Source organism: Catenulispora pinistramenti, from assembly GCF_018274385.1.
Taxonomy (GTDB): Bacteria; Actinomycetota; Actinomycetes; order Streptomycetales; family Catenulisporaceae; genus Catenulispora; species Catenulispora pinistramenti.
This window is the reverse complement of sequence record NZ_JAAFYZ010000011.1, coordinates 1-19,337: the sequence shown is the minus strand read 5'-3', so window position 1 is coordinate 19,337 and position 19,337 is coordinate 1. Positions and strand designations below refer to the sequence as shown.

General features: G+C 71.0%; 19 protein-coding genes and 1 pseudogene. 7 read left to right on the top strand and 13 right to left on the bottom strand.

Annotated features, from left to right (window positions below):
- The first annotated feature begins 50 nt into the window (after nt 1-50).
- Complete coding sequence (locus KGQ19_RS05215; protein WP_212007910.1) at nt 51-509, top strand: DUF2231 domain-containing protein; 459 nt, start codon at nt 51-53, stop codon at nt 507-509.
- A gap of 10 nt (nt 510-519) precedes the next feature.
- Here the strand turns inward: KGQ19_RS05215 and KGQ19_RS05210 are convergent, their stop codons facing one another.
- From KGQ19_RS05210 to KGQ19_RS05200, 3 genes are read right to left on the bottom strand one after another with little or no spacing between them, the layout of a single operon-like run.
- Nucleotides 520-1,629, bottom strand: a complete 1,110-nt coding sequence (locus KGQ19_RS05210) for a ferritin-like domain-containing protein (RefSeq protein ID WP_212007909.1) — start codon at nt 1,627-1,629, stop codon at nt 520-522.
- Between the two features lie 23 nt (nt 1,630-1,652).
- Entirely contained in the window at nt 1,653-2,237 is a 585-nt protein-coding gene (locus tag KGQ19_RS05205) for a TetR/AcrR family transcriptional regulator (protein ID WP_212007908.1), read from the bottom strand.
- Between the two features lie 30 nt (nt 2,238-2,267).
- Nucleotides 2,268-2,597 carry a hypothetical protein gene (locus KGQ19_RS05200; RefSeq protein ID WP_212007907.1) on the bottom strand — a complete coding sequence of 110 codons (330 nt, stop codon included), beginning with the start codon at nt 2,595-2,597 and terminating at the stop codon, nt 2,268-2,270.
- 437 nt (nt 2,598-3,034) lie between these two features.
- Between KGQ19_RS05200 and hisN the strand changes: the two genes are divergently transcribed.
- From hisN to KGQ19_RS05185, 3 genes are all read left to right on the top strand, one after another.
- Nucleotides 3,035-3,838, top strand: a complete 804-nt coding sequence (gene hisN, locus KGQ19_RS05195; protein WP_212007906.1) for a histidinol-phosphatase — start codon at nt 3,035-3,037, stop codon at nt 3,836-3,838.
- A gap of 129 nt (nt 3,839-3,967) precedes the next feature.
- The gene (locus KGQ19_RS05190) at nt 3,968-4,378 is read left to right on the top strand and encodes a CBS domain-containing protein (RefSeq protein WP_212007905.1); all 411 of its coding nucleotides are present in this window, start codon (nt 3,968-3,970) and stop codon (nt 4,376-4,378) included.
- 80 nt (nt 4,379-4,458) lie between these two features.
- Nucleotides 4,459-5,226 carry a DedA family protein gene (locus tag KGQ19_RS05185; RefSeq protein WP_230418220.1) on the top strand — a complete coding sequence of 256 codons (768 nt, stop codon included), beginning with the start codon at nt 4,459-4,461 and terminating at the stop codon, nt 5,224-5,226.
- On the opposite strand, the gene KGQ19_RS05180 is transcribed toward KGQ19_RS05185, so the two are convergent.
- A complete protein-coding gene (locus KGQ19_RS05180) occupies nt 5,184-6,080 on the bottom strand; it encodes a DMT family transporter (RefSeq protein ID WP_212007904.1) in 897 nt (298 codons plus the stop codon). The two genes, KGQ19_RS05185 and KGQ19_RS05180, sit on opposite strands and share 43 nt — an antisense overlap.
- Nucleotides 6,081-6,472: 392 nt before the next feature.
- On the opposite strand from KGQ19_RS05180, the gene KGQ19_RS05175 reads away from it, so the two are divergent.
- A complete protein-coding gene (locus tag KGQ19_RS05175) occupies nt 6,473-7,276 on the top strand; it encodes a maleylpyruvate isomerase family mycothiol-dependent enzyme (RefSeq protein WP_212007903.1) in 804 nt (267 codons plus the stop codon).
- 165 nt (nt 7,277-7,441) lie between these two features.
- Nucleotides 7,442-9,121, top strand: coding sequence for a DUF885 domain-containing protein (locus tag KGQ19_RS05170; protein ID WP_212007902.1), 1,680 nt, complete (start codon nt 7,442-7,444; stop codon nt 9,119-9,121).
- A gap of 181 nt (nt 9,122-9,302) precedes the next feature.
- On the opposite strand, the pseudogene KGQ19_RS05165 reads toward KGQ19_RS05170, so the two are convergent.
- The 9 genes and pseudogenes from KGQ19_RS05165 to KGQ19_RS05125 form a co-directional block, all read right to left on the bottom strand.
- A pseudogene (locus KGQ19_RS05165) lies at nt 9,303-10,521 on the bottom strand (transposase); the annotation flags it as partial.
- A 96-nt stretch (nt 10,522-10,617) separates the two neighbouring features.
- A complete protein-coding gene (locus KGQ19_RS05160; protein ID WP_212007901.1) occupies nt 10,618-11,541 on the bottom strand; it encodes an NADP-dependent oxidoreductase in 924 nt (307 codons plus the stop codon).
- 106 nt (nt 11,542-11,647) lie between these two features.
- Nucleotides 11,648-12,043 (bottom strand): MerR family transcriptional regulator, encoded by a 396-nt coding sequence (locus KGQ19_RS05155; RefSeq protein ID WP_212007900.1) that lies wholly within the window; start codon nt 12,041-12,043, stop codon nt 11,648-11,650.
- Between the two features lie 446 nt (nt 12,044-12,489).
- Entirely contained in the window at nt 12,490-13,875 is a 1,386-nt protein-coding gene (locus tag KGQ19_RS05150) for a penicillin-binding transpeptidase domain-containing protein (RefSeq protein WP_212007899.1), read from the bottom strand.
- The gene (locus KGQ19_RS05145) at nt 13,872-14,432 is read right to left on the bottom strand and encodes a SigE family RNA polymerase sigma factor (RefSeq protein WP_230418219.1); all 561 of its coding nucleotides are present in this window, start codon (nt 14,430-14,432) and stop codon (nt 13,872-13,874) included. The genes KGQ19_RS05150 and KGQ19_RS05145 overlap by 4 nt, the downstream gene beginning before the upstream one ends.
- Before the next feature lie 102 nt (nt 14,433-14,534).
- Nucleotides 14,535-15,245, bottom strand: coding sequence for a peptidylprolyl isomerase (locus KGQ19_RS05140; RefSeq protein ID WP_212007898.1), 711 nt, complete (start codon nt 15,243-15,245; stop codon nt 14,535-14,537).
- Between the two features lie 92 nt (nt 15,246-15,337).
- Nucleotides 15,338-16,069, bottom strand: coding sequence for a glucose 1-dehydrogenase (locus tag KGQ19_RS05135; protein ID WP_212007897.1), 732 nt, complete (start codon nt 16,067-16,069; stop codon nt 15,338-15,340).
- Between the two features lie 72 nt (nt 16,070-16,141).
- Entirely contained in the window at nt 16,142-17,047 is a 906-nt protein-coding gene (locus KGQ19_RS05130) for an SDR family oxidoreductase (RefSeq protein ID WP_212007896.1), read from the bottom strand.
- Between the two features lie 9 nt (nt 17,048-17,056).
- Nucleotides 17,057-17,827, bottom strand: a complete 771-nt coding sequence (locus KGQ19_RS05125; protein ID WP_212007895.1) for an SDR family oxidoreductase — start codon at nt 17,825-17,827, stop codon at nt 17,057-17,059.
- Nucleotides 17,828-17,900: 73 nt separating this feature from the next.
- Here KGQ19_RS05125 and KGQ19_RS05120 point away from each other — a divergent pair.
- On the top strand, nt 17,901-19,337 hold a 1,437-nt coding region (locus KGQ19_RS05120; protein ID WP_307856346.1), incomplete at its 3' end, for an AfsR/SARP family transcriptional regulator.

The following is a 19,337-nucleotide window of genomic DNA, read 5'->3' as shown; positions in this document are numbered from 1 at the left end:
AGACAGGTGCCGTACGTTAGCTCCAGCACACGCATCACACGGAGGCATCGGTGACCTACAAGATCTTCGACCTGCCCAGCCACATCCTGGTGATCCATCTGGTGGTCGTGGGCATCCCGGTGGCCGGGCTGGCCACGGTCGGCATGGCGGTCCGCCCGCAGTGGCGCTCCGGGAAGGCCGGGCTGGCGATCATCATCGTCGACGCCCTGGCCGTGGTCGGCACCTACATCGCCCGCATCACCGGTGAGCAGTTCTTCAACAACCAGCCGGGCCTGCGCACCCTGAAGCAGGTCATCGACCACAAGAACCTCGGCATGACGCTGATCTGGTACGTCCTGGGCCTGCTGGTCGCCGCCATCTTGCTGGTGCTGGCGGAGAAGTACGAGCGGCCGCCGCTGACCACGGTCTTCGCGATCATCGCGACGGTGGCCGCGGTCGCGGCGGTGGTGCAGACGGTGCGGGTCGGGGACGCCGGGGCTCGGGCTACGTGGTCGGGGTATATCAGATAGGGGTCGCGCCCTATTCCTGCGCACCCGTGGCGATGGTCGTCTCGACGTCCACGGCCCGCGTGGCCTCCTCGGCCTTGAACCGCTTCTCCCGATCCAGCCGCTCGGCCAGGTCCTCGTCGGCCTTCATCAGGTCCTCGACGTTGGCCGCGGCGTGGCTCAGCACCCCCATGTCCTCGTACGCCTTCTGGACCCGCGGGCCCCACAGCCCGATGTCCTTCACCGTCGGCACGATCCGGGTGAAGAGCAGGTTGCGGAAGGCCGTGTAGTACTCGGAGTGCTCGTTGAGTTCCATGCAGCGGTCGACCGGCAGGCCCAGGTGTTCGTAGACCTCGCGGCCGTTGATGCGGTCGCGCATCAGGTAGCAGCCTTCGACGACGAACTCCTCGCGCTCGTCGCGTTCGGCCTGCGTCAGCTCCTTGTAGTAGTCGCGCAGCGCCAGGCGGCCGAACGCGACGTGGCGGGCCTCGTCCTGCATGACGTAGGCCAGGATCTGCTTCGGGAGCGGCATGTCGGTCAGGTCGCGCATGACGCCGAAGGCGGCCAGGGCCAGGCCCTCGATGAGGACCTGCATGCCGAGGTAGGGCATGTCCCAGCGGGAGTCGGACAGCGTGTCGTCCAGGAGCGCCTTGAGCTGGTCGTTGATCGGGTAGAAGAGGCCGACCTTCTCCTTGAGGAAGCGGCTGTATATCTCCGCGTGGCGGGCCTCGTCCATGGTCTGGGTCGCGGCGTAGAACTTGGCGTCGAGGTCGGGGACGGACTCGACGATGCGCGCGGAGCAGATCATGGCGCCCTGCTCACCGTGCAGGAAGTTCGAGAACTGCCAGGCGATCTGGTGGCGGCCCAGCTCGTTGTGCTCCTCGGGGGTCATCCGGTCCCAGATCTCGGAGCCGAACAGCGGGGAGGTCTCGTGCGGGAAGCCCAGGATGTCGTCGGGGTCGACCTCGATGTCCCAGTCGATCCGGGTGACTTGGTCCCACTGCTTGTCCTTGCCCTTTTGATACAGGCGCAGGAGCCGGTCCCGGCCGTCGTCGTACTCCCAGTTGAAGCGGGAGTAGCCGGTGTTGGCGACGTTCCAGGTCTCGTGGTCGGCCGGGAGGGTGTACAGGTCGTGAGTGGACACGTCGGGCTCCTGTCGTTACTCGGTCACTCGTCCGTCTTGAGGTTCCTCATCAGGCGGCGGACCACTTCGGCGATGTGCTCGCTGGTGGTCTCCACGGGTTCGGTGGCGATGATCAGATGGCTGATCACCAGGCGGAAGGCGGTCTCGCTGATCCAGCCCACCTCGGCGCGGACCTCGGGGCGGCCGGCCAGCTCCGGCCAGCGCTCGGTGAAGATCGCGATGGAGTCCTCGCGGAAGACGTCCATGATCGCCTCGGACCGGGTGGTCAGATACGGCAGCAGGCCCGAGGTGTCGTCGGTGAGGGTGGCCTTGATCAGCGGGTTGTCGCGGGCCGCGGTCAGGGCGGCGGCGACCGAGGCCGCGGTGGCCGCGCCGACGTCGTCACCGGGGGCCTCGCGGGCGGCGCGCCCGGTCAGCTCGCGGAACCGCTCGGCCTCGCGCAGCGCCAGGGCGGCGGCGAGCTGGTCGCGGTTGCCGAACTCGTTGTACAGGGTCTGGCGCGAGACGCCGGCGCGCGCCGCCAGGTCCGCCATGCGGGCGCTGGACCAGTCACCGGCGACGATGGCCTCGTAGGCGGCGTCGAGCAGTGCTTCACGTGCGGAACCCATGAAGCTAGCTTGACAGGGCCGGGCGTGCTGTCAAGCTTCGGCGTTCGCCAGCACCGCGCGGGCCAGCCGGGCCCGCCATTTCGGCATCGTGGGGTCGGGGTCCGGCCCCTCGTTGGCCCAGGTCTCCAGGACCGCGTACGCCTGGGAGTACGCACGCTGGCCTTCCAGCAGCTGCGTCGCCCGGCGGTAGTTCCACGCGGTCGCGAGCCCGGCGCAGATCATGTGCACGGCCTGCGCCAGCTCGGCCTCGACCTGCGGCGGGAAGCGCTCTTCCAGCTCGGTGCCGGCGTAGGTCCAGCCGTCGATGGTGAAACGCGGCTCGACGACCGGCTCCAGCAGGTCCGGGGGCAGCCGCTCCACGCGCTCCTTGCCCCGGCGCGCACCCGCGAACGGCACCGGCGACGCGGGACGGGAAGCGGTCCGGGAACCAGACGGCGAACTCGAACCCGAACCCGAACTCGAACTCGAACCCGAACTCGGCGTCGGCGTCGGCGTCGCGGCCGAGCCTGAAGCCCCGGCCGGGCTTGAGGTTGTGGCTGAGGCTGAAGTCTCGGGCGGGCTCGAGGCCGAGGAGGTCAGCTCCAACATGGCCGGACGCCCGTCCGCGCCGGTGGTCGCGTCCTCGCCGAAACCCAGCCAGGAACGAAGGCGCCGCGGCGACGGGATCGGTGTCCGTCGTGACGGCGTCGGGCCTGGGGGTGATGTTCGTCGGAAGATACGGCCAGCCTAGTGAGCATGGCGCGCGGATCCTGGGAGGCCGGCGCGGCGAGTCGCGGATTCGCCCTATCGTGTGACCCATGACCGCCTTCGACGACGACCTCCGGCTGGGCCACGTCCTCGCGGACTCCGCCGACGCCATCACCATGGGCCGGTACAAGGCCCGCGACTTGAGGGTGGAGTCCAAGCCCGACATGACCCCGGTCTCCGACGCCGACAAGGCGGCCGAGGAGGCGATCCGCTCGGCGCTGTCCCGGGCCCGCCCGCGCGACGCCATGCTGGGCGAGGAGTTCGGCGAGACCGCGGCCGGCGCCACCGGGCGCAAGTGGATCATCGATCCCATCGACGGCACCAAGAACTACGTACGCGGGGTCCCGGTCTGGGCCACCCTCATCGGCCTGATGGAGGGCGAGGAGGTGGTGGCCGGTGTGGTGTCGGCCCCGGCGCTGGGCCGGCGCTGGTGGGCGGCCAAGGGCGGCGGCGCGTTCACCGGCCGTTCGCTGGCCTCGGCGGCCCGCTGCCACGTCTCCAAGGTCACGGCGATAGCCGACGCCTCGTTGGCCTACAGCTCCACGGTCTCCTGGGAGGAGTACGGCAAGCTCGACGCCTTCCTGGACCTGTCCCGCGCCTGCTGGCGGACCCGCGCCTACGGCGACTTCTGGTCGCACATGCTGGTCGCCGAGGGGGCCTGCGACCTGGCGGCCGAGCCGGAGCTGTCGCTGTGGGACATGGCGGCGCTGGCGGTGATCGTCACCGAGGCCGGCGGCACGTTCACCTCGGTGGACGGGGCGCCCGGGGTGCTCGGCGGTTCGGCCGCCAGCTCCAACGGGATCCTGCACGAGGAATTGCTCTATTACGTGGGCGGCCAGCAGCTGGAAGGGTGACGCTGAAAGATCTCCCCCGTTTCGCCTTGCCAACGCCTTCCTCGCATGTGAATTTGTGAAGAGAGGGCCCGTCGGCCACCGGGACCCACCACCTCCCCCCACCCCGAGGCGAATCATCAGGGAGCGACCATGTCCGCCATCCCCAACCGCCACGACCACGTCCGCGAAGCCATGTCCACCGAGATCCTCATGATCGGCCCGCGCCACACCCTGCGGCAGGCCGCCCTGCGGATGACCCAGCGCGGCGTCGGCAGCGCCGTGATGCACAACCCCGAGACCGCGGGGATCGGGATCATCACCGAGCGGGACATCCTGCACGCGCTCGGCGCCGGGCTGGACGCCGACACCGAGGCCGTGGAGGCGCACCTGACCTCCGACGTCGTCTTCGCCACCCCGCGCTGGACCCTGGACCAGGCCGCCGAGGCGATGACCCGGGGCGGCTTCCGGCACCTGATCGTGGTGGACGGCGACGAGGTGGTCGGCATGATCTCGGTCCGGGACATCGTCAAGGCGTGGACCCGGGTGCCCTCGCCCGCGTGAAAGGTCATCCTCAGGGATGATCCCGACCGGCGACCTTCGCACGTCCCGCCCAGAATTCCGAGCGCCTAAGCTTGACCGTTATGGGAGCCCTACTGACCTGGATCGCGGACACGCTGCAGAAGATGCCCGGCCCGGCCGCGCTGGTGTTGGTCTTCCTGCTGCCCGCCCTGGAGGCCTCGGTCTTCCTGGGCTTCCTGATCCCCGGCGAGATCGCCGTGGTGATCGGCGGCTTCCTGGCCTTCAGCGGGAAGGTCAACCTGGGCGTGGCGCTGGCCGCGGCGATCCTGGGCGCGGTGATCGGCGACAGCGTCGGCTACGAGGTCGGCAAGAAGTGGGGCGACAGCCTGCTGACCAGGCTGCCGGCCCGGTTCGTCAAGCCCGAGCACATCGAGCAGGGCAAGCAGCTGATCAACCGGCTCGGCGGCAAGGCGGTGTTCACCGGCCGGTTCGCGGCGGCACTGCGGGCGCTGGTGCCGGGGCTGTGCGGGGTGTCGCGGATCCCCTACCGGAAGTTCCTGTTCTGGAACGCGCTCGGCGGCATCGTCTGGGCCACCGGATTCACTCTTCTGGGCTATGCCGCGGGCAACGCCTGGCACAAGGTCGAGCACTACGCCTCGCTGGTCAGCTACGTGCTGTTGGGCCTGATCGTGGTGGCCGGGGTGGCGCTGTTCGTGCTCAAGCGCCGCAAGGGCTCGGCGCGGCCCGCCGAGTCGGCGGAGGTCCAGTCAGTGCGGGGCGAGTCGGTGCACGGCGAGTCAGTGCAGAGCGAGCCGGTGCACGGCGAGCCGCAGCAGCGGGTCGGCCTTCACTTGGTCGCCGACGACTCGGAGACCGCCCCCACGTCCTGACCGTCGCCGGGGCCCGACTGATGCGGTTCGGCCTCCCCGAACCGCGACAACGCCACCGCGCCGCCGACCGCGCACAGGAACCCGACCACGGCCACCGGCACGAACCCGTGCCGCGTGTGGTCGTGGAACAGCGTGAACCCGAGCAGCGCCGGCAGCCCGGTCTCCCCGACCACCAGCGTCGCCGTGGCCATCGTCACCGAACCGCGCTGGAGCGCCGTGGTGAAGAACAGGAACCCGGTGATCGAGGCGATCACCCCGGCGTAGGCCGCGGGGTCGGTCAGCAGCGCCACCGGATGCAGGTCCGGCAGGATCCGCACACAGATCGCGAACGCCCCGAACAGCGACCCGGCGAACGCCGCGAGCACCACCGGGTTCCCGCCGAGCTTCCAGATCGCGAAGAACGACCCGGCGATCAGGACCACGACGGCGACCAGCAGACCCCAGTGCACGTCCCGGCCCACGTGCACCGGAGACTCGGCGCCGGCCGAGATCCCGACCAGGATCAGGCCGAGCACCACCGTGCCGACCGCGATCCAGTCCCTCCGGCTCAGCTTGGCCTTCAGCAGCGGCACCGCGAGCAGCGCGGTGACCGCCAGCGAGCAGTTCATGATGGCCTGCACCGCGAACAGCGGCAGCTTCTCCAGCGCCACCAGGTCCGCGACCAGTCCCACGGTGTCCATGCCGACGCCGGCCAGGAACGGCAGCTGGGACAGGGCCCTGATCAACACCCGCGGGTCCACGCCGGCCCCGGCGGTGTCCTTGGTGCGCGCGGCGCCGATCGCCTGGAACACCGTCGCCGCCCCGTAGGCGAGCGCGCAGACGACCGCCGCAGCCAAGCCCCATGCCAGTCCCACGCGAGCGCCTCCCGATCGTCCGGAGCCCGCACCGTGGTCGGTGAGGCCCGGTTCCTTTGCCCGATTGTTACGCACCGGCGCTACCCGGCGGAAACCGTACGCGCCGGACGTCCCCTGACTCGCGCCGCAGTCGGACCTGCGTTGCAGGTGTGGGGGCGGTCCCGGCGGGGAAGATGGTCGGGAACCGCGCGGACGCAAGAGACGATGATCACACGTCCGGGGGTGGCGGCCCGCCCCGCGGTGGTCCAATGTTCCTCCTGGGCGCACCGACGTCCACGACCAATTCCATATCCGTTCACCACCGATGACTCGTCCCCTCACGCCGTCGTCCCGGACGCGACTCCCGCCCGGTACCCAGGCGGCGCCCGAGACCACCGATGGAAGGCAAGCCGATGATGAGCGAGACGGCCAACCCGCACCTCGTCCACACGGACCGATTCACCGCTGAGGCGGAGCGCGCGGCGGCGCTGCTCGACGGCCTCGGCGCCGACGACTGGGGCCAGCCGACCCCCTCCTGCCCGGGCTGGACCGTGCGCAAGGTCGCGCGGCACATCGGCACCGCGCACCGCTGGGCGGCCGCGATCGTGCGCTCGCCGGACGGCGAGGCGGTCAACCCGCGCAGCCTGGACCTGGGCTTCCCCGACTCCTACGGCGGCTACGGCGCCTGGATCCGCGAGGGCGCCGAGGACCTGGCGCGCGCCGTCCGCGAAGCCGGTCCGGACAAGCCGGTGTGGTCCTGGGGCCCGGACCAGCACGCCCGGTTCTGGGCCCGGCGGATGCTGCACGAGACCGCCGTGCACCGCGGGGACATGGAGCTGGCGCTGGGCCGCGCTCCGGAGTACGACCCGGCGGTGGCGGCCGACGGCATCGACGAGTTCCTGACCGTCCTGCCCGCGGCGGCGGCGTTCGCCCCGAAGGTCAGGACCCTGACCGGGGACGGCGAGACGGTGCACCTGCACGCCACCGACGGCGACCCGGCGGCGTCCGCCGAGGAGCGCGCCGAGTGGCTGATCACCTTGGAGCCGAACGGCTTCCGCTGGCGCCGCGCGCACGCCAAGGGCGCGGCGGCGGTGCGCGGACCGGTCGGCGAGCTGTACCTGTTCGTCTGGGGACGGCGCGCGCCGGGGGCCACGCAGATCGAGGCGCTGGGCGACCACACGCTGTTGGACCACTGGGTGACGAACGCTTCGTTCTAGCTTCGTTCCAGCGCCGTTCCAGCGCCGACAACCGATGGCGTGGCACGAAGGTCCGGGCCGGTCCGGGCCGGTGTCACGCCATCGGTATCGGTCCGGGCCGAAGTCCAGGGTCGGTCAAGGGGGACCTGCACGCCGCCGGCGCTCTTGGGGCGCTACGGTCGGCCCATGACGACTGAGGACTCCCAGAACCCGGTGGCGTCGGCGGTCGCCGAGGCGGTGGGCTGGTACCTGAACGCGTATCCGGTCTCGGCCACGGTGATGGGTTCCGGCGACCCGGACCACACGACCACCCTCGGCGACCACTCGGCCGAGGGTTTCGAACGCCGGGCCCGCGAGGCGGCCGAACAGCTGGCGAAGCTGGACGCGTTGGCCGGGGCCGACGGCGCTGCCGGGGCCGCCGGGGCCGTGTCCGAGAGCGTCGGCGACTTCGAGGACGGCATCGACCGCGACCTGGTCCGGGCCCAACTGCGCAAGCACGGCATCATGGCCGAACGCCAGATGTGGCGCCGGGATCCGGCCGAATCCGTGTCCCCCACCTTGTACGGCCTCTACCTCCCGTTGCAGCAGAAGACCCGGCCCGAGGCGCGCCTGGTCGAGGAGTCGCTGGCCAAGCTGAAGCAGGTGCCGGAGGCGCTGGCGGCCTGCCGTCGCAATCTGGATCCGGGCGTGGCGCCGAAGCTGTTGGTGGAGCGGGCGTTGGGTCAGGCGCGCACCGGTCGCGGGTTCGTGACCGAGTCGCTGCCGGCGATGGTCGAAGACCCGGCGCTGCGGGCCGAACTGGCCGAGGCCGCCGAGCCGGCCGCCGTCGCGTTCGACGAACTGGCGACGTTCCTGGCCGACTTCGCAGAACGCTGCGAAGGTGACTGGCGGCTCGGCGAGGCGACGTACTCGCGGCTGCTGCAAGAGGTCGAGATGCTCGGCTACGACACCGCGGAGCTGCACCGGCGCGGCCAGGCGGCGTACGAAGGGCTGAACGCCGAGATGCGGGAGCTGGCCGCGCGGATCCCCGGCGGGTCCCGGGACTGGCGGGCGACGATGGAAGCACTCTGCGAAGACACCGCGCCGACCGAGGAGGCGATGCTCGCGGAGTACCGGGCCGAGACGGCCAGGGCCCGGCAGTTCACCGCGGACCACGACCTGGTGACGTTCGCGCAGGGCGAGGAATGCCTGGTGCAGCCGGGCCCGGAGTTCCTGCGCGCGGTGCTGTCGGTGGCGTCCTACAGCCGGCCGCCGGCGCTGACACCGTCCCGCACCGGCGTGTTCAACGTGCCGTTCACGCCGGCGGGCTCCTCGCCGGAGGCGGTCCTGGGCCGGCTGAAGACCAACGCCCGCGTGACGATGCCGACGATCGCCGTCCACGAGGCGTACCCGGGGCACCACTGGCACCTGTCGTGGCTGGCCGAGCAGGGGCGGCTGGTGCGCAGCACGTTCACCACGTCCTACTTCATGGAGGGCTGGGGCCTCTACATCGAGACCGCCATGCGCGAGCAGGGCTACTTCGCCGACCCGCGGCACGAGCTGGGGCACCTGGACGCGCGCATCTTCCGCGCGGCGCGGATCGTGGCCGACACCGCGCTGCACACCGGGGAGATGAGCATCGAGGAGGCCGAGAAGTTCATGGCCTCGAAGGCGACGCTGACGCCGGAGACGGCCAAGGGCGAGGTGAACCGCTACTGCGCGTGGCCGACGCAGGCGGCGTCGTACCTGACGGGGTGCCTGGAGATCGAGGCGATCCGCGCGGAGTATCTGAAGCAGGGCAAGGGGACGCTGAAGCAGTTCCACGACACGATCGCGGGCTCCGGCGGGCTGCCGCTGGGGTTGGCGCGGCGGGTGGCGCTGCGCTGAGACGTCGCCAGAGGATTGATTCCTGGGGGTTCCGGCTAGGAGCGTGGGTCAGTAGCGGACAAGCCGTCGAGGGTTCGTGACGACTGGGTCGGGGCTGGTGACGATGTCGAGGAGGGCCCCGGGCGTTTGTCTCTGGGTCTGGTGTGTTGTCGAGTCAGCCTGGCGGGGTGCCGCCGGGCTGTCAGGCCCGGGCGGCGGCCAGCCCGGCGCATCCGGTGTGGCGGAAGATCTTGCGCAGGTTGTGGCAGGCGGCGAGCGGCCGCCATTCCCCACGAGCTCCGGCCTCGCCTCGCAGCAGGGGTTCGCGGCCGTTCTGGCAGATCATGATCTGACCGAATACGGTTTCGACGATGGCTTTGCGGCGGGAGTAGGCGGCGCGTCCGGGCTTGGTGCGCAGCTTGCGGGCCATGCGCTCGCGCAGCGTGGCGTCTTTGCGGATGCGTCCACGCGGGGCGGCCGGGACCTCCTCATCGTGGGCCAGCCGTCCTGTGGCCATGAAGGTGTCGGTGCCGTGCTCGGCGGTGCGCTCGGCTGCGGCGGCGAGGTTCGCCTCGGAGCAGTAGCCTGCGTCGACCAACACCTGACGTGCGTGGATGCCGGTGTTGCGGCGGACTGGTCGAGCATCCGGGTGTAGTTCAGCGCGTCGGCCGGGTTGGTTGTGACGTCGGCGGCGGTGATGATCTGGTGCGCGTCATCCACGACGGCCTGGGCGTTGTAGGCATGGATGTAGGCGCCGTCGTTGTTCTTCATGATCAGCGATTCCGGGCCGGTGAAGTTGGCCTGCGCCTTGTTCTTCGGTCTGGCGGATGCGGCGGCCTTGTCGCTGGCGGCTTCAACGGCCGCGAGGTCGTCGCCGCAGGATCGCTGCCGGCGTCGGCGCTCCTTGTCTTCGGCGTGTATGCGCGCCTGCTCGGCGGCCTCGGCTTCGATCTGCGCGCGGGCGGCCTGCAACCGGGCCAGGCGCTTCTCCCTGCGGTCCGGCTCGGCGGGCAGGTCGGTGTCCTTGCTGTTCGCTTCGAACTTGGCGTCCTCGGCGGCGTCGGTCGCGGCGGCGTCGGCCAGCAGCGCGGCCGCGGCGGCTTCCAGCTCCGCGATCTCCGCCTCGACCTGCTCCTCCTTGTCTACCAGCCGGGCGTAGCTCATCGCCTTGTGTTTGGAGGCGTTTGCCTCAAGCTTTGTGCCGTCCAGCGCGCCGCGAGGTAGCGGAACGCCACATCGTCCACGCACTTGCGCGCGATCGTCCGCGAGGACCGCACCCCGGTGGTGTAGCCGTAGATCAGCAGCCGCATCATCAGCCGCGGGTCATACGGCGGGAACCCGCGGCTCTCGGTGTAGGACGCCAGGATCGGGGACAGGTCCAACACCCCGTCGACCAACTCGGCAACGAACCCCGCCAGATGAGAACAAGCCATCCCCACCAGGCATACCGAGATCTTCCCATATGAAAGATCACGAATAGCTGATGGGTGTCGGCGTACGCCTGGGCCGGGAACTTCTCATGCCACCTTGATGACAACCTTGCCCGCAGTGTGACCGTTCTCGACGGTGGCGAGGGCGGCTGGGGCGTCGGAGAGTGGATGGACCGCGGTGATCACGGGCGCGAGGACTCCGTCGAGGGTCAGCTGGGCGGACCGTTCCAGGTTCTCGCGGTCGAGGCGACGCTCGACGAAACGCCCACCGAGATCGGGTACGGACATATCACCCACCGCGATGACGTTGCGGGGCTCCCGAGCCAGCGGGGCGACCGTCCGCAGCGAGGTGCCTCCGGCCAGGTCGACGATCCCGTCGAAGCCGTCCGGAACCAGCTCGCGTGCCGCGGCGACGACGTCCTCGGCGGTGTAGTCGATGAACCGCACCCCGATGGCCTCGGCGTGCTCGCGCTTGGCGGTACTCCCGGTGCCGATCACACGCAGCTCGCGCCCGATGGCCAGCCGGGCGACGGCCAGGCCGACCCCACCCCCGACCCCGTTGACCAGGACCGTGGCACCAGCGGGCAGGCCGAGCTGGTCGAGCGCGTCCACCGCGGTCGTCCCGGCTACCGGCAGCGTTGCCGCCACGGTCGCGGACAGGCCCGCCGGAATGCGCGCGGTGTTGGGCGCGGACAGCACCGTCGTCTCGGCATAGGTGCCGCCACCGGTAAGCGCGAAGCCGAAGACCGCGTCACCCACCTCGAGCCCGTCGACGTCCTCGCCCCGGGCGAGAACGGTTCCCGCTGCCTCCATGCCCAGCACGCGGGGAAACGGACGCCCGCCGTCGAGTCCGGGAACCAGACCCGAGCGCAGCAGGTGGTCCAGGGGGTTCACGCCGGCGACGTCAACCCGGATCAACACCTCGCCACGACCGGGGACGGGATCGGGACGGTCGAAGAACTCCTGCACCTCGGGCCCGCCATACTTTCCGAAACCCCACGCCTGTCCCATACCGTGCCGCCTTCCGGATGACCGACCCGGTTATTCCGGGCGCTGTCGACATCCTCACCCCTGACATCGATGTCAAAGGCAAGCGACTGAGACGCAGGTCACAGCATCAGGGGCGACCGTGCGTCGGTTCCGGCGTCATGGACAGCTCCGCCCGGTGTCGACTATTGCCCTTGATCAGCACGTCGAGCGCATCCCGGGTCTCGATCAGGTGCGCGATATCGGCGTCGATCCGCTCGCGCTCGCGCATCATCGCCGTGAACGTCTCCTCGGCGATACCCAGGTCACCGGGGACGTCCACACACGGCAGCACAGACGCGATCACCCGGCTGGACATACCCGCGTCGAACAGCCGTCGGATGAGCGACACGCGCTGGACCTCGGCATCGGAATAGTGACGCTGCCCCGCATCGGAGCGTGAGCTGGCCAGCAAGCCTTGCTCTTCGTAGTACCGCAGTGAGCGCGGACTCACGCCCGTGCGCTTTGACAGCTCGCCGATCCGCATTCCTGAGAGCCTACGCCCGCGCGCTCCAGGTCCAGACCGCCAGCGAGTCATGAACACCAGCGGGCACCGCCACGGTCGGCAGGGCCGTCTCCAAGGCCCCACGACTGAGCACATTCATCTATACGCTGAGCACTTTTCTCAACACCCCGACAGCAGGTTGGTGTTACTGACCCACGCTCCTAGCAGGACCGCCAGCTGACAAGCAGTCTTGCGAAACGGCTCAGCAGCAAGCATGGGCGTCACGGACGGCCGCCCTCAGCCTGGTTGGCTTCGGGTGGCCGGCCGGGGCGGCCAGGCGCCGCTACTGAGCCCTTGGCAGCCAGAGGCTGCGAGCCGTTTCGCGCCGGTACCCCCAGGAATCAATCGTCTAGTCGCGGAGGATGAGAACCCGGATCCGCCGGGCGGTGCTCAGGCCGCCCGGCGGATCCGCCGTTCACGGCAAGGGATCAGTCGCGGGTCGGCAGCCTCCCCATCACATCGGCCCAGATCGACCCGGCGTACTCACTACCGATATCGACGCCGCCATGGTGATCGTCGCCCATCGGCCTGAGCGGGCCGGCGGAGGTCTTCGAGAACGCCCCCACCGAGACCACGTAGTGCGCATCACCCCCCGTGAGCCAGGCCGCCTCCTCCGAGCTCGGGGCTCCGGCGGCGGCCCACAACCCGGAGCGGTCCGCGGCCGCGATGGAATTCACGCCGATGACGGTGGGACCGTTGAAGAGTTGCGCGTGCAGGACGGCGGTGACCTGGTCCGCAGTGCTCTGCGACAGGACCCGGGCGGAGGTGTCGGGCGGCATCCACACGTTCCCCCCGTTCGCGGCGAGCAGTTGCCCGACCATCCTGGGGTCGTGCCGGATACCGCCGTTGTCGAAGGTCGCGTAGACGCTCGCCATCGTCAACGGGGTCTCCTGCGCCATCCCCAGTACCAGCGCCGGCACGGGAAAGAATTCCGGGCTGCTCTTCGGCATCCCCATGCGCATGGCGAGTTGGTAGACCGCGGACGGCCCCACGTCGGCCGCGAGTTCCAGCTGCGCGAACGGTTCGTTGGCGCCCGACTCGGCGGCCTGGGTCAGCGTGACGTCGATGTCGTGGATCGTGGTGCTGGGTGATTCCGGCGGCCAGTTGAACTGTTGGTTTCCCGACATGAAGGTCAGGGGGTTCTTCTCGCTCCCGGTGGGCCAGTACACCGGGTGGTTCTGAGCGTCCAGCGGCTCCTTGGAATCGGGGGTGTAGTGCCCGGTCTGGAACGCCGCCGCCAGCACGATCGGCTTCATGAGGTCGGCGACGGGCAGCGGCGTGTCCCAGGCTCCGCCGAGCCCCAGCACGGCGCCGGTCCGCGGGTCGACGACCGCGACGCCGCTGTCGCCGGGTGAGACGTTCGCGGCGGCCTGGGCGCCCTGGTCGAAGGTGGTCACCACGGTGAGCCCGCTCAGGTCGCCGTGGTAGTTCGCCCGCAGCCAGGCCAGCGCGGCCTGCTGCAACGGCCCGGCCGGGATCTCGGTGCGGCCGTCGGCGTACAGGTACTTCGCGGGGGCGCCGGACGCCGGGGTCGTGGTCGTCGGTGCCACCGCGGCCTGATGCCGCCCCGGCACCGCGGCCCACACCCCGATCCCGACCGCCGCCACCGCGAACGCGACGCCGGCGCTGCCGAGCCGCAGCCGGCGCTTGCGGCGGGCCGCGGCGATCCGCTGACGCACCGACGCGTACGGCGCCGTCGCCATCCGCACCGTCTCGGAGCGTTCGGCGAACATGGCGCGGAACTCGTTCTCCAGGACTTCGTCGCCGGGGTCGCTCGCCGGCTTGTCGGCGCGCATCGGCTTGTCGGCACTCATCGGAAACTCCCCTCGGCTTGCAGGTCGTTGCGCAGCTTCGTCAGCCCGCGCGAGATCTGGCTCTTCACCGTGCCGACCGCGCAGCCCATCGCCGTGGCCACCTCGGCCTCGGTCAGGTCCTCGAAATAGCGCAGCACGAAGGCGGTGCGCATGCGCGGCGACATCGCGCAGACCGCGCGCCACAGTTCGTCGCGGACCGCGTACGTGTTCTGATGATCCCCCGCCCCGGCCGCCGGCTCCGGCGGCTCGGCCACCACGTGCACGACCGCCTTGCGGCGCCGCCACGCCGAGATGTTGACGTTGACCATCACCCGGCGGACGTAGGCCTCGGGGGCCTCGTAGTCCTCGATCCGGCCCCAGTGCCGGTAGGTGCGCATGAGCGCGGTCTGCACCAGGTCCTCGGCAGCGCCGTGGTCGCCGGTCAGCAGGTACGCGGTGCGCAGCAGGCGGTGCCAGGAGCCTTCGACGAACTCGCGGAACGACTCCTCTTGCGCGGCCTTCACCGCCGCTCCCCCGCCTCGCATCCGCAATCGCCGTTCGGCGATCGTCCCTTCCATTCCCCGCCCCTCATCGGTCGGTGGCCAGTTCATCACTGGACACACCGGCCGACGGGATTCCGGGTTACATCGCCGCGCGTTTCACATCGCCGCGCGCTCCGGTCAGCTCGCGGTGACCGAGACCGACTTGAGCTCGACCGGGATGGTCGGGCGGCCGGTGCCGTCCTGGCCCGGGTCGCTGATGCCGCCGGAGGCGACGTGGGCCAGGACGCCCATGCCGTCGGTGATGGTGCCGAAGGGGGTGTAGGCCGGCTGGAGCTGGCTGTCGCCGAAGACCAGGAAGAACTGCGAGCCGTTGGTGTTCGGTCCGGCGTTGGCCATCGCCACGGTCCCGGCCGGGTACGTGGCACCGGTCAGGTTCTCGTCCTGGAACTGGTAGCCCGGACCGTTCTGACCGTCGGTGGCCTTCGGGGTGGCGCCGGCCGTCGGGTCGCCGCACTGCAGCATCTGCAGGCCGGCCGAGGTGGACAGCCGGTGGCAGTAGCTGCCGTCGAAGAAGTGCTGCGCGGCCAGGAAGTTGAAGGAGTTCACCGCGTGCGGGGCCTTGGCGGCGTCCATGGCGATCGTGATGTCGCCCTGCGAGGTGTGCAGGACCATCGTGTACTTCTTGCCCGGGTCGATGGTCATCGCCGGTTCCTTGGACCAGCTCTTGGCCCCCGAAGCGGCGCTGGACGACGAGCCGGCCGCGGACGTGCCGCCGGACCCGCTGGCCGTGGACCCCTTCGAGCTGCCGGACGAGCCGCAGCCCGCCAGCGCCAGCACGCCGACCGCCGCCAGCACCGCCCATCGACCGTGCCGCAGTGACACCCGCATCTTCGCCGCTCCGTTCGGATCATCCAGGTCATCGCAGATCGTCCGGACCTCTTGGACGCTCCGACAGGCGAGGCTATCCCATGACAGGGGCGTCACATGGTGGTGAAACCGCCATCGGCGACGAACTCCGCACCGGTGACGTATGAGGCCTCCTCGGAGGCCAGGAACAGCACCAGGGTGGCGACCTCCTCGGGCCGGCCCTGCCTGCGCAGCGGCTGGATCGCGGCGATCTGCTCGGTGCCGGTCCCGACGGTCATCTCGGTCTCGATGAAGCCCGGGTGCACCGAGTTGACCCGGATCCGCTCCGGTCCGAGTTCCTGCGCGGCCGCCTTGGTCAGCCCGCGCACGGCCCACTTGCTGGCCACGTAGCCGGGGATGTTGGTGAAGGCGATGATGCCGCCGATCGAGGAGATGTTGACGATCGAGCCGCCGCCGGCCGCCCGCATCAGCGGGATCGCGGCCTTGATGCCGAGGAAGACGCCGACCTCGTTGACGTCGATCACCTTGCGGAAGTCGGCCTCCGAGGTGTTCTCGATCGACGCCTCCTTCACGATGCCGGCGTTGTTGACCAGCACGTTCACCGGCGCGCCGAACACCGTGGCGGCCTGGGCGAGCACCGCCTGCCACCGGGCGAAGTCGGTGACGTCGAGCTCGGCGAACCGCACGTCCGGCCCCAGCTCGGCGGCCAGCTTCGCGCCCTCGGCCACCAGCACGTCGGTGACCAGCACCTTCGCGCCCTCGGCGGCCAGCGCGCGGACCTGTGCCGCGCCCAGTCCCCGCGCACCGCCGGTGACGACCGCGACCTTGCCCGTGACCCTGCCCATGGTTTGCTCCACTTCGTAGTATTTCTAATAGGCATACTACGCTCGGGCAGGCGGAGCTCGGGCAGGCAGGCCTCAACCCCCGTAAACCGGCCCCGGCACCGGCGCCTGTCCGATCAGCCCGGCGACCACCGCGTCCAGCTCGGCCGGCTCCCAGCGCGCGCCCTTGTCCACGGTCGGCCCGTGCTGCCAGCCGTCGGCGACGCCGATGCGGCCGCCCTCGACCTCGAAGACCCGGCCGCTGACCGCCCGGGAGCGGTCCGAGCCGAGCCAGACCACCAGCGGCGAGACGTTCTCCGGCGCCATGGCGTCGAAGCCGTCGTCCGGCGCGGCCATCATCGTGCTGAACGGCCCCTCGGTCATCCGGGTGCGGGCGGCCGGGGCGATCGCGTTGACGGTGACGCCGTAACGCCCGAGTTCGGCGGCGGCCTGGATGGTCAGCGCCGCGATGCCGGCCTTGGCCGCCGCGTAGTTGCCCTGGCCGACCGAGCCGAGCAGGCCCGCGCCGGAGCTGGTGTTGATGACGCGCGCGTCGTTGAGGTTGCCGAGCTTGTACTGGTCGCGCCAGTGCGCGCCGGCATGCCGCAGGGTCAGGAAGTGCCCCTTGAGGTGGACCCGGACGACGTCGTCCCAGTCCTGCTCGGAGAGGTTGACCAGCATCCGGTCGCGCAGGAACCCGGCGTTGTTGACCAGGACGTCGAGCTTGCCGAACGCCTCCAGGGCGGTCTGCACCAGGGCCGCGGCGCCGTCCCAGGAGGCGATGTCGTGGTGGTCGGCGACCGCCTCGCCCCCGGCCTTCACGATCTCGGTGACGACCTCCTGCGCCGGAGCGTCGCTGCCGTCCCGGCCGTCCGGGCCCACGCCGAGGTCGTTGACCACGACCTTGGCACCCTGTCTGGCGAACTCCAGGGCGTGCGCGCGGCCCAGACCGCGGCCGGCTCCGGTGACGACGGCCACGCGGCCTTCGCAGATCCCTGCCATGACTGCTCCTCACAAGTGTTCGGCGTTGGCGGCGTCGAGGAACGCCGGGCGGGTACCGCCGCCATCCAGGAGTATGGCGCTGCCGTTGACGTAGGAAGCGAACGGCGATGCCAGCAGGACACACAGATCGCCGACGTCGTCGGGCTCCGCCAGTCGGCCCAGGGCGATGGTGCGCGCGACGGCGGCGACCCCGGCCTCATCGCCGTAGTGCAGGTGCGACTGCTCGGTGCGCACCGGCCCGACCGTGATGGCGTTGACCCGCACCTTCGGGGCCCACTCGACCGCGAGCGTGCGCGTCAGGTTCTCCAGCCCGGCCTTGGCGGCGCCATATACGGCGGTGCCGGGGCTGGCCCGCCGAGCGCTTTCGCTGGAGATGTTGATGATGTGGCCGCCGTCGATCTGCCGCTGCATAACCCCGTTTGCTTCCTGCGCGACCGTCAACGGGGCCAACAGGTTCAGGCCGACGATCGCCGCCGAGAAGCGCGGGCTCGCTTCGGCGGCCAGGGCGTAGGGCGCGCCGCCGGCGTTGTTGACGACGAGGTCCAGTCGGCCGTGGTCGGCGGCGATGCCCTCGATCAGCTCCCGAACTTGCTCGGGGGCGCGGACGTCGGCGGTCCGGTGCTCCGCGCCGGCGGGCAGCGGTGTCTCCGGTGCGGTCCGCCCGCAGCTGACGACGGTCGCCCCGGCGGCCAGCAGCCGGGCCGTGACGCCGCGGCCGACGCCCCGGGCGCCGCCGGTGACCAGGGCGACGCGGCCGGTCAGGTCGAGGGAGAGGGGCACGGGGCGGAGCGTACCAAGCAAGTGTTAGGTTGGGAAGCCGACCCGGGCCCCGCCCGCGTGCCAGACTGGGACGGTGCCGCTGACCGTATCGATCCTGGGCCCACTGGAGATCCGCGTGGACGGCGCGCCGGTGACCGTGGGCGGCGTGCGTCTGCGCACCCTGATGTCCCGGCTCGCGCTGGACCCCGGGCGGGCCGTCACCGTCGCGGCGCTCGTCGACGCGCTGTGGGGCGACGAGCCGCCCGAGGGGGCCGCGAACGCGTTGCAGTCGTTGATCTCCCGGGTGCGCAAGGTGCTCGGCGATCCAGCGCTGCTCGCCGCGGCACCGGGCGGGTACCGGCTGGCGATCGCGCCGGAGTCGGTGGACGCGGTGCGGTTCGAGTCGTTGTCGCGCTCGGGGCGCGAGGCGTTGCGGGCCGACGATCCCTCGGCGGCGCGGGCGACGTTGCGCGCGGCGTTGGCGTTGTGGCGCGGTCCGGCGTTGGCGGACGTGGCCGACGCGGCGTTCGCGGTGGCACCGGCCGCGCGGCTGGACGAGTTGCGGCTGGCCGCGTTGATCGACCGGCTGGACGCCGAGCTGCGGTTGGGCCAGGCCGCCGAGGCGCTGGCCGAGCTCGAAGCGCTCAGCGCCGAGCACCCGCTGCGGGAGAACGTCGCCGCGCTCCATGTCAGGGCCCTGTATGCGGTGGGGCGGCAGGCCGACGCGCTGGCCGGCTACGAGCAGGTTCGGCGGGCGCTGGCCGACCAGCTCGGCATCGACCCGTCGAAGGAGTTGGCCGAGGTCCATCTCGCGGTGCTGCGCAGCGATCCGGCGTTGGCGCCGCCGACCGCCGAGCACGCGCCGCGCACCAACCTCAAGGCCCGGCTGACCAGCTTCGTCGGCCGGGAGGAGGAAGTCGCGCGGATCGGCAAGATGCTCGACGCCTCGCGGCTGGTGACGCTGGTCGGTCCGGGCGGGGCGGGCAAGACCCGGCTGGCCGGCGAGGCGGCGCAGCGGGTGCTGGAACGCTTCCCGGACGGCGCCTGGCTCGCCGAGCTCGCCCCGGTCACCGATCCCGGCGAGGTGCCGCAGGCGGTGCTCTCGGCGCTCGGTCCGCGCGAGACGAAGCTGATGAGCGCCGGCGGTTCGCCCGCGGCCGCCGCCGCGATGCTGCGCAGCGCGATCGACCACCTGGTCGAGGCGCTGGCCGAGAAGCGGATCCTGCTGATCCTGGACAACTGCGAGCATCTGATCGGCGCCGCCGCCGATCTGGCCGAGACCCTGCTCGGCCGGGCGCCGGGGCTGCGGGTGCTGGCCACCAGCCGCGAGCCGCTGACCATCGACGGCGAGAGCCTGTTCCCGGTGCCGCCGCTGGCGATGCCGGAACAGGACGCCATCGATGGCCCGGCAACGGAAATTCGGCCTGTCTCGAGCTCTACAGCCGACTCCGCGCCGCGCGCTGGCACTGGCTCCGGCGGCGGCACCGGAACCGGAGCCGGCGGCGCCCAACGCCCCGCCCCGGTCGCCCAC

Bases quoted from the DNA above. Each gene is read 5' to 3' on its own strand.
- KGQ19_RS05205 (WP_212007908.1), bottom strand. From the start codon at position 2,237: ATGGGTTCCGCACGTGAAGCACTGCTCGACGCCGCCTACGAGGCCATC.
- hisN (WP_212007906.1), top strand. From the start codon at position 3,035: ATGACCGCCTTCGACGACGACCTCCGGCTGGGCCACGTCCTCGCGGAC.
- KGQ19_RS05190 (WP_212007905.1), top strand. From the start codon at position 3,968: ATGTCCGCCATCCCCAACCGCCACGACCACGTCCGCGAAGCCATGTCC.
- KGQ19_RS05185 (WP_230418220.1), top strand. From the start codon at position 4,459: ATGGGAGCCCTACTGACCTGGATCGCGGACACGCTGCAGAAGATGCCC.
- KGQ19_RS05175 (WP_212007903.1), top strand. From the start codon at position 6,473: ATGATGAGCGAGACGGCCAACCCGCACCTCGTCCACACGGACCGATTC.
- KGQ19_RS05170 (WP_212007902.1), top strand. From the start codon at position 7,442: ATGACGACTGAGGACTCCCAGAACCCGGTGGCGTCGGCGGTCGCCGAG.
- KGQ19_RS05160 (WP_212007901.1), bottom strand. From the start codon at position 11,541: ATGGGACAGGCGTGGGGTTTCGGAAAGTATGGCGGGCCCGAGGTGCAG.
- KGQ19_RS05155 (WP_212007900.1), bottom strand. From the start codon at position 12,043: ATGCGGATCGGCGAGCTGTCAAAGCGCACGGGCGTGAGTCCGCGCTCA.
- KGQ19_RS05150 (WP_212007899.1), bottom strand. From the start codon at position 13,875: ATGAGTGCCGACAAGCCGATGCGCGCCGACAAGCCGGCGAGCGACCCC.
- KGQ19_RS05145 (WP_230418219.1), bottom strand. From the start codon at position 14,432: ATGGAAGGGACGATCGCCGAACGGCGATTGCGGATGCGAGGCGGGGGA.
- KGQ19_RS05140 (WP_212007898.1), bottom strand. From the start codon at position 15,245: ATGCGGGTGTCACTGCGGCACGGTCGATGGGCGGTGCTGGCGGCGGTC.
- KGQ19_RS05135 (WP_212007897.1), bottom strand. From the start codon at position 16,069: ATGGGCAGGGTCACGGGCAAGGTCGCGGTCGTCACCGGCGGTGCGCGG.
- KGQ19_RS05130 (WP_212007896.1), bottom strand. From the start codon at position 17,047: ATGGCAGGGATCTGCGAAGGCCGCGTGGCCGTCGTCACCGGAGCCGGC.